The 13,197-nt window shown below is 69.4% G+C and carries 11 protein-coding genes; 3 read left to right on the top strand and 8 right to left on the bottom strand.

Going from position 1 to position 13,197, the window contains the following annotated elements; translation table 11 throughout:
* Positions 1–101 precede the first annotated feature (101 nt).
* Both ACFRKB_RS06625 and ACFRKB_RS06620 read left to right on the top strand, forming a co-directional pair.
* Positions 102–1,889 carry an ABC transporter ATP-binding protein gene (locus tag ACFRKB_RS06625; protein WP_383103842.1) on the top strand — a complete coding sequence of 596 codons (1,788 nt, stop codon included), beginning with the start codon at positions 102–104 and terminating at the stop codon, positions 1,887–1,889.
* 143 nt (positions 1,890–2,032) lie between these two features.
* Complete coding sequence (locus ACFRKB_RS06620) at positions 2,033–2,419, top strand: chaplin (protein WP_383103840.1); 387 nt, start codon at positions 2,033–2,035, stop codon at positions 2,417–2,419.
* Between the two features lie 201 nt (positions 2,420–2,620).
* Here ACFRKB_RS06620 and ACFRKB_RS06615 read toward each other — a convergent pair whose 3' ends face one another.
* The 8 genes from ACFRKB_RS06615 to ACFRKB_RS06580 all read right to left on the bottom strand — a co-directional run bounded on the left by ACFRKB_RS06615 (position 2,621) and on the right by ACFRKB_RS06580 (position 11,706).
* Complete coding sequence (locus tag ACFRKB_RS06615; RefSeq protein ID WP_383103839.1) at positions 2,621–3,679, bottom strand: glycoside hydrolase family 19 protein; 1,059 nt, start codon at positions 3,677–3,679, stop codon at positions 2,621–2,623.
* Positions 3,680–3,864: 185 nt separating this feature from the next.
* Complete coding sequence (locus ACFRKB_RS06610) at positions 3,865–4,890, bottom strand: LacI family DNA-binding transcriptional regulator (RefSeq protein WP_383103837.1); 1,026 nt, start codon at positions 4,888–4,890, stop codon at positions 3,865–3,867.
* The gene (locus ACFRKB_RS06605; RefSeq protein WP_383103835.1) at positions 4,890–6,314 is read right to left on the bottom strand and encodes an arabinose isomerase; all 1,425 of its coding nucleotides are present in this window, start codon (positions 6,312–6,314) and stop codon (positions 4,890–4,892) included. The genes ACFRKB_RS06610 and ACFRKB_RS06605 overlap by 1 nt, the downstream gene beginning before the upstream one ends.
* Positions 6,315–6,552: 238 nt before the next feature.
* Positions 6,553–6,873, bottom strand: coding sequence for an L-rhamnose mutarotase (locus tag ACFRKB_RS06600; protein WP_383103833.1), 321 nt, complete (start codon positions 6,871–6,873; stop codon positions 6,553–6,555).
* Between the two features lie 13 nt (positions 6,874–6,886).
* Positions 6,887–7,972, bottom strand: coding sequence for a rhamnose ABC transporter substrate-binding protein (gene rhaS / locus ACFRKB_RS06595; RefSeq protein WP_383103908.1), 1,086 nt, complete (start codon positions 7,970–7,972; stop codon positions 6,887–6,889).
* Between the two features lie 110 nt (positions 7,973–8,082).
* Positions 8,083–9,153, bottom strand: a complete 1,071-nt coding sequence (locus tag ACFRKB_RS06590) for an ABC transporter permease (protein WP_383103831.1) — start codon at positions 9,151–9,153, stop codon at positions 8,083–8,085.
* On the bottom strand, positions 9,137–10,186 hold the full coding sequence (locus ACFRKB_RS06585) for an ABC transporter permease (protein WP_383103830.1): 1,050 nt from the start codon (positions 10,184–10,186) through the stop codon (positions 9,137–9,139). The genes ACFRKB_RS06590 and ACFRKB_RS06585 overlap by 17 nt, the downstream gene beginning before the upstream one ends.
* Positions 10,183–11,706, bottom strand: a complete 1,524-nt coding sequence (locus ACFRKB_RS06580) for a sugar ABC transporter ATP-binding protein (protein WP_383103828.1) — start codon at positions 11,704–11,706, stop codon at positions 10,183–10,185. The genes ACFRKB_RS06585 and ACFRKB_RS06580 overlap by 4 nt, the downstream gene beginning before the upstream one ends.
* Positions 11,707–11,980: 274 nt before the next feature.
* Between ACFRKB_RS06580 and rhaI the strand changes: the two genes are divergently transcribed.
* Positions 11,981–13,150, top strand: coding sequence for an L-rhamnose isomerase (gene rhaI, locus ACFRKB_RS06575; RefSeq protein ID WP_383103826.1), 1,170 nt, complete (start codon positions 11,981–11,983; stop codon positions 13,148–13,150).
* Positions 13,151–13,197 lie beyond the last annotated feature (47 nt).

Genomic DNA, 13,197 nt, shown 5'->3' with positions numbered 1-13,197 from the left:
GGCGCGCCTAGAAAGCGCTTCCCCTCGGAGGCCGGCCGGAGGAAACTGGGTGTCTGCGATCGAGCGCGTGCCAACGCTGCCGAAAGAGGAATACGCTCTCCATGCAGAAACCCGAATACTCCCCGCGTCCCAGTCCGCTGGACCACCACTACTCCGGGGAGCATCCGCTCCGTACCCTCGCCTATCTCTTCCGGCCCGACCGCCACCGGCTGTCCCTCGCGGTCGTGGTGTTCGCCGTCAAACACATTCCGGTCTGGCTGCTCCCGCTGATCACGGCCAACATCATCGATGTGGTGGTGGATCACGGTCCGGTCGCCGAACTCTGGTACAACACCGCGGTCCTGGTGTTCGTCCTGGTGCTGAACTTCCCGCTGGCGCTGCTGTACGCGCGCTTGATGAGCTCCAGCATCCGGCGGATGGGCCGCGAGCTGCGCTCGGCGCTCTGCCGCCGGATGCAGTATCTGTCCATCGGCTACCACGCCCGGGTCAGCGCGGGCGTCCTGCAGACCAAGGTCGTACGGGACGTCGAGGGCGTGGAGCAGATGACCCAGCAGAGCGCCGACATGGGCCTCGGCGCCATCATGACGCTGATCGGCGGACTGGCGGTGATCGGGTACCGCGCCCCCGTCGTGCTGCCGGTGTTCCTGGTCGTCGTACCGCTCGCGGCCCTGCTGGTACGCCGGCTGCGCTCCCGGATCCGCAGCAACAACGAGGAGTTCCGGCTGGAGATCGAGCAGCTGTCCTCGCGGGTCGGCGAGATGACCACACTGATCCCGATCACCCGCGCCCACGGTCTGGAGCGGACCGCGCTGCACCGCGTCGACCACACCCTGGAGCGGGTGCTCTCCGCCGGGTTCCGGCTCGATCTGCTCAACGGCCGCTTCGGATCGCTCTCCTGGATCCTGCTCAACACGATGGCGGTCGGCTGTCTCTCGGGCTCGGCGGTCGTCGCGTACTACGGATGGCTGGGACTCTCGGCCGGCGATGTCGTGATGATCAGCGCCTTCTTCACGGCGCTGACCGCCTCGCTGACGACGCTGATGAATCTGACCCCGATCGTTTCCAAGGGCCTGGAGTCGGTGCGGTCGATCGGTGAGGTCCTTCAGGCGCCCGACCTGGAGAGCAACGAGGGCAAGGCGTCCGTCGACCGGGTCGGCGGGCGTATCGACTTCCAGGGGATGGGGTTCCGCTATCCCGAGGCGACGGAGCACTCGGTGCGCGGATTCGAGCTGTCCGTACGGCCCGGCGAGACCGTGGCCCTGGTCGGCGCGTCGGGCGCGGGCAAGTCGACGATCCTGAACCTGCTGATCGGTTTCATCCGCCCCACCGAGGGCCGGATCCTGCTCGACGGCGTCGACATGGCCTCCCTGGATCTGCGCACCTACCGTCGCTTCCTGTCCGTCGTACCGCAGGAGTCGATCCTGTTCGAGGGAAGCATCCGGGAGAACGTCACCTACGGTCTGGAGGGCGGGGCCGACGAGGACGCGCTGCGCCGGGCGCTGCTCGCGGCGAACGCGATGGAGTTCATCGAGCGGCTGCCGGACGGCCTCGACACGGTGGTGGGGCAGCGCGGCGCCCGGCTGTCGGGCGGACAGAAGCAGCGGCTGGCGATCGCCAGGGCGCTGATCCGGGATCCCCGCGTCCTGGTCCTCGACGAGGCGACCTCGGCCCTCGACAACGCGTCGGAAGGGCTGATCCAGGACGCGCTGTCCCATCTCGTCCGGGGCAGAACGGTGTTCGTCGTGGCGCACCGGCTGTCCACCATCCGGAACGCGGACCGCATCGTCGTGATGGAGCGGGGCCGCGTCGTCGAGGCGGGCAGCCACCAGGAACTGCTGGCCCGGGGCGGTGCGTACGCGACCACGCTCCAGCCGAGGCGCTCGGGCTGAGGGCGCTCCGCTGACCAGGTGATGATGGCGGTGATCGGGAGCGGATCGCCGGATATCCGTTACCGAGCGTGAATCGGGGCGTTGAAGGGGCGTGAGGCCGCGCATCGTGCGGCTGGGCTCCAAACGGTTCAAGGAGATTCTTGATGTCGCGTATCGCGAAGGCAACAGCTGTTCTCGTCGGCACGTGCGCCGTGCTGGCCGGTGGCGCCGGTATGGCCGCTGCCGACGCCGACGCCGAGGCCGCCGCCATCGGCTCACCCGGTGTCCTGTCGGGCAATATCGTCCAGGTGCCCCTGCATGTCCCGATCAACGTCTGCGGCAACAGCGTCAACGTGGCCGGTCTGCTCAACCCGGCGTTCGGCCACAAGTGCGCCAACCTGTCGGGCGAGAAGCACCACAAGGGCCGCGAGCACCACGAAGGCCGCGAGCACCACGAAGGCCGCGAGCACCACGAGGGCCGCGAGCACCACGAAGGCGGCGAGCACCACGAGGGCCGCGAGCACCACGAGGGTGGCGGCTACGGCGGCTGATCGCCGATGAAGGCGCGCGGCCCCGGGGCCGCGCGCCTTCGGTGACAACGGCCTGCCGCGTATCCACGCGGGGGGCCGTTCGCATCTGCCGGAGCGTCACTCTCCGTAGCGGTACGGGTCCCGGTGGCCGATCAGTTCTCCGGCGCGAAAACCGGTCCGACGGCGCGAACGCCGTCGGACCGGCCTCTGCTCGGGCGGTGCTCAGCAGCTCAGATTGGAGCCGGGAGTGGTCCCCAGGATCTGCACGAAGTTCTGGTAGTTGTTGATCCGGCTCTGCACCTGTCCGGGGTTGCCCCCGTTGCACTCGATGCTGCCGTTGATGCTGCGGATGGTCTCACCGAAGCCGCGCTGGTTGACCATCGCGTTGTGCGGGGTCATCGTGCCGGGTCCGGTCTGGGTGTTCCAGTACCAGAGGGCGGTCTTCCAGGCCACGGCCGAGTCGTTCTGCACCAGCCAGGGGTTGTTGAGGAGGTCGATGCCGAGGGCGTCGCCCGCGGCCTTGTAGTTGAAGTTCCAGCTGAGCTGGATCGGGCCGCGGCCGTAGTACGCGGCCTGGCCCGCCGGGCAGCCGTAGGGCTGGCCCCAGTCGCAGTAATGCGGGTAGTTGGCGGTGTTCTGCTCGACGATATGGACGAGCCCACCGGTCTCATGGCTGACATTGGCCAGGAACGCGGCGGCCTCCTGGCGCTTGACCGTGTCGCTGCCGGTGTTCGCGAAGCCGGGGTAGGCGCCGAGGGCGGCGGTCAGGCCGCTGTAGGAGTAGAAGGAGTTCCGGTTCGGGAACATCTGGTTGAACTGGCTCTCGCTGACCACGAATCCGCCCTGCGGGGGCGGGGTCGTGCCACAGGTGTACGGCTCCCAGTACCAGGTGCTGATGACCGGGTCGTAGCCCGGGTTGTCGTGCTCGGCCCGGTAGAACTTGCCGTCGGTGTACTTGACGATGTCGCCGGTGACATAGGCGCGGCCCGCGACCCAGGCCGGATAGTCACAGTTGCCACCGGAACCGCCGCCGGGGCTGGAGCCGTCACAACTTCCCTGGTCGGCCCAGACATCGGCGGTCCCGGGGGTCTCCCCCTGGGTCCACCACTTCGCCGACCAGTTGTGACCGTTGTACGAGGCGACGTTTCCGCCGGTGTAGACGGCGGAGGCGGTCCAGCCAGGGCCGCAGGTCGCGGCGGAGGCGGATGAGGCGGGCAGGAATACCGCGAGGGCGAGGGCCGAAACCATCGCCGTGAGCAGGGCAAGAACTCGCTGTCTCAAACGACTCACTCCTTCGCGCGAGCAGCCGCAGCCGGCGCTCGCCATGGGGGTGAGGGAACCAAAGCGGAATTGTGCGGGCCCTGTCAAGGTCTAGACCAAGTCAGCGGCTGACGGGCGCTCCGTTCCCGGCCGTACAACGGACGGTCCGTTCCCGGCTGTTCAACAGACCGTCCGTTCCCGGCCGTTCAGTGGTGCGGCCGGGCGAGCGTGGAAGCCCGCACCACGAGTTCGGGCTGCAGCACGATGCGCCGGTGCTCGTGGCGCGCGGCGTCGTCGCCGGTCTCCTCGATGAGCAGATCCGCCGCGGCCCCGCCCAGCTGGAAGGCGGGCTGACGTACCGACGTCAGCGGTACGGCCGCGGCGGACGCGAACTCTATGTCGTCGTAGCCGACGAGGGCGACATCCTCGGGCACCCGTATGCCGGCGTGGTACAGCGTCTGCAGCACGCCCAGGGCGAGCAGGTCATTGGCGCAGAATACCGCGCTCGGCCGGGACTCCATACCGAGCAGCCGCGCCCCGGCGTCCCGGCCCGCGGCGACGTCGAGCCGCGCGGCCTCGACATGTCTCAGCGCCTCGGGCGGCAGCCCCGCTTCCGCGAGGGCGATCAGCGCGCCCTCGCGGCGGTTGCGGCACTGCGCCAGATGCATCGGACCGCTGACGTACACGATCTCGCGGCAGCCGCGCCGGAGCAGATGACGTACGGCGAGGGCGCCGCCGGCCACATCGTCGACGGAGACCGAACAGCCGTCCGCGCTGGGCACGATGCGGTCGACGAGGACGAACGGGATGCCGTGGCGCCGGAACGCGTCGAGATTGCGTCCGGTCATATCGGCCGGGGTGACCAGCACACCCCGTACCTGCTGTTCGGAGAAGAGGTTGAGGTAGGTGGCCTCCTCCGCCGGGCTCTCCGCGCTGTTGCACAGCATCACGCCGAGCCCGGCGGCGCGGGCGGAGCGTTCCGCGCCCGAGGCGACCGCCACGAAGAACGGGTTGGCCATGTCGAGCACGAGCATGGCCAGAATGCGACTGCGGCCCGCGCGCAACTGGCGCGCGGACTCACTGCGTACATACCCGAGCCGTTCGATGGTGGACAGGACACGCCGGCGGGTCTCCTCGGTCACGGATTCCGGGCGGTTGATCACATTCGAGACGGTGCCCACCGAGACACCGGCCGCGCCGGCCACGTCCTTGATTCCCACCGGACGACGCATCAGACGGAGACCTCCACGAGCTCCAGGCCGGTCAGCCCGGACAGGGCGCGCAGCTCGGGCAGCAGTGCGCCGGTGGCCAGCGCCCAGTGATGGCCGACCCCGCTCGCGCTCCAGGCGTCGGTCCACTCCCCCGGGTCGCAGCCGAAGTCGACGCGCGAGGTGGTGTTGCCGATCTCCAGATGCGGGCCGGGGACGACCTCGCCCTCGGCGGCGACCAGCCGGTAGCGGCCGTCGCGGCTCTGTCCGAGCCCGACCAGGGTGACGGGTCCGTGCCGTACGTCGAACTCGACGGAGACTCCCCAGCCGCGCTTGCCGTGGTAGACGCCGAGTCCGCGCAGCAGGGGCTTGCGGGCGCTGATGGCGAGGTGCCCCGGGCCGTCATGGCCCATCTCGACCACCCCGGCCGTGAAGTCCAGCGCCTGGAGTTCGGTGAACGAGCCGCCCGCGCCGAGCCGGTCGGCGACGAGCATGGCCAGGGAGGTGCGCAGTTCGTACTCCCCGCAGGCCGGGATCCCGCGTGCGGTGAGCAGCGAGGAGCCGAGGATCATGCCCGCGCCGAGCCGTTCATGGACCTCGGCGTCGAGTCCGCGGTGGTAGTACGCGAGCGAGTCCAGGTCGAAGTCCTCCACCAGCCGGTCGAGGCCGACGGCGACGCGGGCGGCCCAGCGGAGGTCTTCCTCGACCACGGAGTCGGCGAGTGCGAAGACCTCGCGGGTCTCGTCCAGTTTCGCGGCGAGGTCGTCGTCCTTGACCTGCTCCACCCGTACCCGCAGATCATCGAACTCGACGACCTCGACATGGCCGCCGAGCTGACCGGGGACCATGGTGAGGTCCGTGGAGACGTCGTACATACCGGGGTAGAGATGGCCCATCAGACCGTGCCGGCCGTTGCGCAGCACCGAGCGGACCCCGGCGGCGCGGATCCAGCGGCCGATGCGCCGCCAGGCGCGCTCGTCCTCCAGATGGCCGGAGACCGAGCGGAACGGTACGCCGACGCGTTCGAAGGCGTTGGCCATCTCCGGCAGCGGGCAGGCGCCGCAGTAGGCCAGCCACTGTCCGGTGTCGAAGGAGGCGTGGTCCATGGACGGGGTGGGCTGGAGGTTGATCAGCAGGACGGGCGCGCCGCTGCGCTGTGCGATGGGCACGAGCATGGTGGCGGTCATATACGTGGTGAGGAAGCCGACGATCAGATCGCAGTCGGCGGCGCGCAGCTTCTCGGCGGCCTCGGCCCCCTCCTGCGCGTCGGAGATGAAGCCGACGTCGATGACCTCGGCGTCGAACTCCCGCATCCGTACGGTGACGCGGTCCGCGGAGCGCTGGAGCTGCGGAAGCAGATCGGGGAACTGCGGCCAGTAGGCGCCGAGTCCTCCGGCGACCAGGCCGATCCTGGGTTTACGGGCGACGGCGGGGGTGCGTGCGGTCATGGCGTTTCCTTCGTGCCTCGGGACGTGGTGGTGCCTCAGGACGGGAGCCGGAAGTCGATGACCCGCAGGGGCGAGGGCGTGGTGCCCACCGGCTTCCGCTGGTACATGAACGAGAGAACGCCGTCCAGGGCGACGCGGGTCTCGTCCACGACGACCTCGCCGAAGGCGCTCAGTCGAACGAGTAAGCCCGAAGGAGAGTCGTCCGCCCCCGGGCGGACGGGACTTCGGACCTACTCGTCTAGGCGAGGTGGAACACTTCGGTGAGCGGGCGCATCGCCTCGTCCGGGCCGGCGCCGTCGAGGGCCTCGAAGAAGGGCGCCATGTCGCGCTGCCAGCGGGCGTTGACCTCGGTGGCGGCCATGGCGGCCCGGGCCGCCTCGAAGTCCTCGGTCTCCAGATAGCCGACGAGCAGCCCGTCGTCCCGCAGGAAGAGCGAGTAGTTCCGCCAGCCGCACTCCGTCAGGGCCCGGAGCATGTCGGGCCAGACGGAGGCGTGCCGCTCGCGGTACTCGGCTGTGCGGTCCTGCCGGACCTTCAGCAGAAAACAGACGCGTCGCACGGTTACCGCCCGCTCAGAAGTCGAACTTGTCGATGTTCTGCTTGTTGAACACGGTCGGCTCACCGAGGATGACCTCGCCGTCCTTGCCGATGGTGTACTCACCGAGCTTGCCCGCCTTGAACTTCTCGCCCTCGGCGCCGGTGATCTGGCCGGAGGCCAGGGCCGCGGCGGCGTACGAGCCCAGATAGCCGAGCTCTTCGGGGTTCCAGAGCGAGAACTGCTCGACGGTGCCGTCCTTGACGTACTTGCGCATCTGGTTCGGGGTGCCCAGGCCGTTGAGCACGACCTTGCCCTTGTACGAGGAGTCGCCCAGGTAGCGGGCGGCGGCGGCGATACCGACCGTGGTCGGCGAGATGATGCCCTTGAGGTCGGGGTACGCCTGGAGCAGGCCCTGGGTCTGCTGGAAGGACTTCTGGTCCGCGTCGTCGCCGTACGCGACCTTCACGAGCTGCATGTTCTTGTACTTGAGCAGCTTCAGCTCGTCCTTCATGAACTCGATCCAGGTGTTCTGGTTCGTGGCGTTCTGGGTGGCCGAGAGGATCGCGATCTTGCCCTGGTAGCCGATCTGTTCGCCCAGGTGCTGGACGAGGCTGCGGCCTATCTCCTCGGAGCTGGCCTGGTTGATGAAGAGCTGGCGGCAGTCCTTGGCGGTGTCCGAGTCGTACGCGACGACCTTGATGCCCTTCTTCATGGCCTGCTTGAGCGGGCCGCAGACGGCGTTGGGGTCGTTGGCCGCGATCAGGATGGCGTCCTGGCGCTGCTGGATGAGGGTGTTGATGTACGAGACCTGGGAAGAGGCGCTGGCGTCGGAGGGTCCGACCTCCTTGCCGGTCGCGCCGTACTCCTTGGCGGCGGCGATGCCCGCCTCGTCGACGATCTTCTCGTACGGGTTGTTGATCTGCTTGGGCAGGAACGCGAGCTTGAGCCCCTTCTTCAGGGGTGCGTTCGGGTCGGCCTTCGCCGCGGTGCCCGCGTTCGTGGTGTCCTTCTCGGCGCTGTCCTTGGTGGTGCCGGAGCAGGCGGTCAGTGCGACGGCGAGAGCGCAGACGGTGGCGGCGGTGGCGGCCGCACGGCGTCGGGCGGCGGTACGGATGATCATGGCGGGCATGTGCCTTTCGGGAGGTACGGCGAGCTCTGGGACGTGCGGGGAGGTTGTGGAGTACTGGATACGGGGTACGCGTTGCGGCGTCGCGGGTTGCGGCGTACAGCTCAGGACTCGGGGGCCGCGCCTGCCGCGCGCCGGTGCCGGCGTTCGATCACGGCGGCGATGACCCGCGGGGTGAGGACGGACGCGACGAGCAGCAGTCCGGTCACGATGACCTGGACCTCGTTCGGCACATCGTTCAGCGTGAGCAGGTTCTTGAGGACTCCGATGAGCAGGACACCGGCGACCGCGCCGAAGAGCGTGCCCTTGCCGCCGTCGAAGTCGACGCCGCCGAGCAGGACGGAGGCGATGACGAGCATCTCGAAACCGAGGCCGTTGTCGGCGCGGGCGCTGCCGTAGCGGAGGGTGAAGACGATCCCGGCGAAGGCGGAGAACAGCCCGGTGACGACGAAGAGGATCAGCTTGAAGCGCTTGACCCTGATCCCGGCGAAGTAGGCGGCCTCCTCCTGCGCGCCGATCGCGAACAGCGACCGTCCGAAGGCGGTGGAGTGCAGCAGTACGGCGGTGGCCACGGCCAGCGTGATGAACAGGGCGATGGGATACGTGATGAAGGTGCCCGGGATCGTGGTGGTGTCCACGGCCCAACTGGCGTACGTCTGGGGGAAGTCGGTGACGGCGTCGCTGCCCAGCGCGACCGAGGCGAGACCCCGGTAGAGGGCGAGCGTACCGATGGTGACGGCGAGCGAGGGCAGACCGACGCGGGTGACCAGCCAGCCGTTGAGGAGCCCGCCGGCGACTCCGACCACCAGGACGACGGGCACGATCAGCTCGAACGCCCAGCCCGCGTTCCACAGGGCGCCGGTGAGCGCGCTGCCGAGACCCAGCATCGAGGCGACGGACAGATCGACCTGTCCGGCCACCACCAGCAGGGTCATGGGCAGTGCGATCAGGGCGACTTCCGCGATGTCGTTGAAGGCGAAGGCGAGGTTCTCACCGGACGCGAAACCGTCGGTGGTGCCGAGGCCGACGACGAAGACCGCCACCAGCAGGGCGCCGACCGCCGTGTCCCAGCGCAGTCCGACGGACTTGACGAACTCGCCGGCCGTCGCGGCGCGGGGCACCGGTGCCTTGGCGGGCGGCCGCGGCACGGTCTGTGTGTCAGGCGCCATTCCCATGTCGGGCGCTCCTCTTCCTCAGTGCGGCTGTCATACGCAGGGACACGATCCGGTCGACGGTGATGGCCGCGAGGAGCAGCGCGCCGGTGATGGCGCCCTGCCAGAACGAGTCGACCTTCAGGACGACCAGCGCGCTGCCGATGGTGGTGAGCAGCAGCGCGCCGAGCGCGGCTCCCCAGACCGTGCCGGTCCCGCCGGTGATGGCGACACCGCCGACCACCACGGCGCTGACGACGGTCAGTTCCCAGCCGTGCGCGTTGTCGGCCACGACGGTGCCGAAGCGGGCGAGCCACAGGGCGCCGGCGAATCCGGCCACGGCGCCGGAGAAGGCGTACGCGCCGAGGATCCGGCGGCGGATCGGTACCCCGGCCAGCCGGGCGGCCTCGGGGTTGGAGCCGATCGCGTACAGCTCGCGCCCCGACCGGTAGCCGCGCAGGTAGTACGCGGTGGCGGCGAGCAGGGCCAGGGCGATGAGCGGCAGATACGGGATGCCGAGGACGCTGCCGCTGCCCAGGCCGAGGACCGGGTCGGGGACGTCGTTGGCGCTGATCTGCTCGCCCTGCGCCCACCAGTAGTCGAGGCCCTGGATGATGTAGAGCATGCCGAGGGTGACCACGAGCGCGGGGACCCGGCCGAAGCTCACCAGGGCGCCGCTGACCAGTCCGCAGACCACGCCGAGGGCGATGCCCAGCAGCATGACGGTGAGTACGCCGTGGTCGGTGCCGGCGACGAACTTGCCGCAGGCGAACGCGGAGAGGCCGACGACCGAGCCGACCGAGAGGTCGATATTGCGGGTGACGACGACCACGGACTGGCCGACGGCGAGCAGGACCAGGATGGAGGCGTTGAGGAGGAGGTCCTTGACGCCCTGGTCGTCGAGGAAGCGCGGGTTGGCGATCCAGGTGCCGAGGACGAGCAGTACCAGCGCCCCCGCGATACTGATCTCGCGGGCCCGGAACACGGCGTCGACGAGCGAGCGCGCCGAGCCGTCGTCCTTGGTGCTCGTGGTGGGTTTGTCCATCAGGGTGGTCATGCCGCCGCCCTCTCATTGCGCCCGGTGGCGGCCGCCATCACGGATTCCTCGGTGGCCTCGGCGCGCGGTATCTCGGCGGTGAGCCGGCCCTCGTGCATCACCAGCACCCGGTCGGCCATGCCGAGCACCTCGGGCAGGTCGGAGGAGATCATGAGGACGGCGAGTCCTTCCGCGGCCAGGGAGGAGAGGAGCCGGTGCACCTCCGCCTTGGTGCCGACATCGATCCCGCGGGTGGGCTCGTCGACGATGAGTACGGCCGGATCCGTCGCCAGCCATTTGGCGAGGACGACCTTCTGCTGATTGCCGCCGGAGAGTACGCCGACGGGATCGGCGAGGCGGTTGTACTTGAGCTGGAGGCGTACGGCCCAGTCCGCGGCCCGGCCGCGCTCCAGGACCCGGCGCACCATGCCGCCCCTGCCGAGCCGGTCGAGTCCCGTGAGGGCGATGTTCCGTTCGATGGACATGTCCATCACCAGGCCGCGCTGCCTGCGGTCCTCGGGGACGAGCGCGAGGCCGGCGTCCATCGCGGCGGTCGGTGAACCGGCCGGGAGCGTACGTCCGTCGACCACCACCTCGCCCGCGTCGGCCCGGTCGACGCCGAAGACGGCCTGTGCCACCTCGCTGCGGCCCGCGCCGACGAGTCCGGCCAGGGCGACGATCTCGCCCCTGCGCACCTCGAAGGAGATGTCGCGGAACACGCCCTCCCGGGTCAGCCGGCGCACCGCCAGGGCGGTCTCCCCCACGTCCGCGGACTGTTTGGGGTACAGCTCGCCCAGATCCCTGCCGACCATGGAGCGCACGAGGTCGTCCTCGGTGAGTCCGGCCAGCGGCTCGGAGGAGATCCAGCGGCCGTCGCGCAAGGTGGTGACGCGCTGGCAGAGCGCGAAGATCTCCTCCAGCCGGTGGGAGATGAACAGGATCGCGGCGCCCTCGGCCCTCAGGGTCCGTACGACGGAGAACAGCCGGGCGGTCTCACTGCCCGTCAGCGCCGCGGTGGGTTCGTCCATGATGAGGACGCGCGCGTCGAAGGAGAGCGCCTTGGCGATCTCGACGATCTGCTGGTCGGCTATGGAGAGCCCGCGGGCGGGCCGGTCCGGGTCGAGTTCCACGCCGAGACGTTTCATCAGGGCCGTGGTGGTGTCCCGTACGGCCCGGCGGTCGATACGGCCGAGCGCGCGCCGCGGCTGACGGCCCATGAAGATGTTCTCGGCGATGGACAGATCGGGGAAGAGCGTCGGCTCCTGGTAGATGACGGCGATTCCGGCGTCCCTGGCGTCGGCCGGGCCGTGGAAGACGACGGTCTCGCCGTCGAGCACCACCTCGCCGGCGTCGGGCCTGTGCACCCCGGCGAGTGTCTTGATGAGGGTGGACTTGCCCGCGCCGTTCTCCCCGGCGAGGGCATGTGCCTCACCGGGGAACAGCTGCAGGGAGACGTCCCGCAGGGCCCGTACGGCACCGAAGGACTTGCTCACATCCTTGAGGGCCAGGACCGGGGCGGGGCCCGTGGCGGGCTGGTTCATGAGGGCTCCTCAGCGGTGGGGACTCGTAGCGCGACCCGCCGTGAAAGGTTTCAATGAGGTTGCACGGAAGCTAAACGGCCACTACCGACGGCGTCAATGGGCTGTGCGCGACATTTTCCGGTGAATTCGAGGGGTGCGTCTCGCGTCACCCAAGGTGGCGCGGAAAGGGTTGACACGCACCGGGGACTCCCATAGCTTCACCGCGATGAAACGATTCATAAGGAATCGCTGCACCGACTCGCCCGCCGAGTCCGCACCACGGGAGCGCTGAGAGATGACGGGTCGATCCGCCGTGTCCGCTGTGAAGAACGCGCTGAAGTCACAGGCTGTCGAGACGCCGTCGTGGGCGTTCGGGAACTCGGGCACCCGCTTCAAGGTGTTCACACAGCCGGGCGTGCCGCGGACTCCACAGGAGAAACTGGCGGACGCCGCCCGGGTGCACGCGCACACGGGCGTGGCGCCCACGGTCGCCCTGCACATCCCCTGGGACCGCGTGGACGATTACGGCGCGCTCGCCGCCGAGGCGCGCGAACTGGGCCTGCGCATCGGGGCGATCAACTCCAATGTGTTCCAGGACGACGACTACAAGCTGGGGTCCGTGACCCATCCGGACGCCGCGGTCCGGCGCAAGGCGCTGGGGCATCTGCTGGAGTGCGTGGACGTCATGGACGCCACCGGCTCGCGCGATCTGAAGCTGTGGTTCTCCGACGGGACCAACTACCCGGGCCAGGACGACATCTCCGCCCGCCAGGGCCGGCTGGCCGAGGCCCTCGCCGCGGTGTACGAGCGGCTCGGCGAGGGGCAGCGGATGCTGCTGGAGTACAAGCTGTTCGAGCCCGCCTTCTACGCCACGGACGTCCCGGACTGGGGCACCGCCTACGCGCACTGCCTCAAACTGGGCGACAGGGCCCAGGTCGTCGTGGACACCGGCCACCACGCGCCGGGCACCAACATCGAGTTCATCGTCGCGCTGCTGCTGCGCGAGGGAAAGCTCGGCGGGTTCGACTTCAACTCCCGTTTCTACGCGGATGACGATCTGATGGCCGGGGCCGCGGACCCCTTCCAGCTGTTCCGGATCATGTACGAGGTGATCAGGGGCGGCGGGTTCACCGCGGAGACCGCGTTCATGCTCGACCAGTGCCACAACATCGAGGAGAAGATCCCCGCGATCATCCGGTCGGTGATGAACGTCCAGGAGGCCACGGCCAAGGCGCTGCTGGTGGACGCCGACGCACTGGACGCCGCGCAGCGCTCCGGCGACGTCCTGGCGGCGAACGCGGCGCTGATGGACGCCTTCAACACCGACGTACGCCCGCTGGTCGCCGAGGTCCGCGCCGAACTGGGCGCGGACGCCGACCCCGTCGCCGCCTATCACGCCTCCGGCTACGGCGAGAAGATCGTCGCCGAGCGGATCGGCGGCACCCAGGCCGGCTGGGGAGCCTGAGCGCTCACCCCGTACCCCCGCCCTTGCGAAGACCGCACCTCACAGAG

It is taken from the genome of Streptomyces scopuliridis, from assembly GCF_042790125.1.
Lineage (GTDB): Bacteria > Actinomycetota > Actinomycetes > Streptomycetales > Streptomycetaceae > Streptomyces > Streptomyces scopuliridis_A.
This window is presented reverse-complemented; position numbering and strand designations above follow the sequence as displayed.

What these genes read in the sequence shown, in the direction of transcription:
- ACFRKB_RS06625 (WP_383103842.1), top strand. Translation starts at nt 102, where the DNA reads ATGCAGAAACCCGAATACTCCCCGCGTCCCAGTCCGCTGGACCACCAC.
- ACFRKB_RS06620 (WP_383103840.1), top strand. Translation starts at nt 2,033, where the DNA reads ATGTCGCGTATCGCGAAGGCAACAGCTGTTCTCGTCGGCACGTGCGCC.
- ACFRKB_RS06610 (WP_383103837.1), bottom strand. Translation starts at nt 4,890, where the DNA reads ATGCGTCGTCCGGTGGGAATCAAGGACGTGGCCGGCGCGGCCGGTGTC.
- ACFRKB_RS06605 (WP_383103835.1), bottom strand. Translation starts at nt 6,314, where the DNA reads ATGACCGCACGCACCCCCGCCGTCGCCCGTAAACCCAGGATCGGCCTG.
- rhaS (WP_383103908.1), bottom strand. Translation starts at nt 7,972, where the DNA reads ATGATCATCCGTACCGCCGCCCGACGCCGTGCGGCCGCCACCGCCGCC.
- ACFRKB_RS06590 (WP_383103831.1), bottom strand. Translation starts at nt 9,153, where the DNA reads ATGGGAATGGCGCCTGACACACAGACCGTGCCGCGGCCGCCCGCCAAG.
- ACFRKB_RS06585 (WP_383103830.1), bottom strand. Translation starts at nt 10,186, where the DNA reads ATGACCACCCTGATGGACAAACCCACCACGAGCACCAAGGACGACGGC.
- ACFRKB_RS06580 (WP_383103828.1), bottom strand. Translation starts at nt 11,706, where the DNA reads ATGAACCAGCCCGCCACGGGCCCCGCCCCGGTCCTGGCCCTCAAGGAT.
- rhaI (WP_383103826.1), top strand. Translation starts at nt 11,981, where the DNA reads ATGACGGGTCGATCCGCCGTGTCCGCTGTGAAGAACGCGCTGAAGTCA.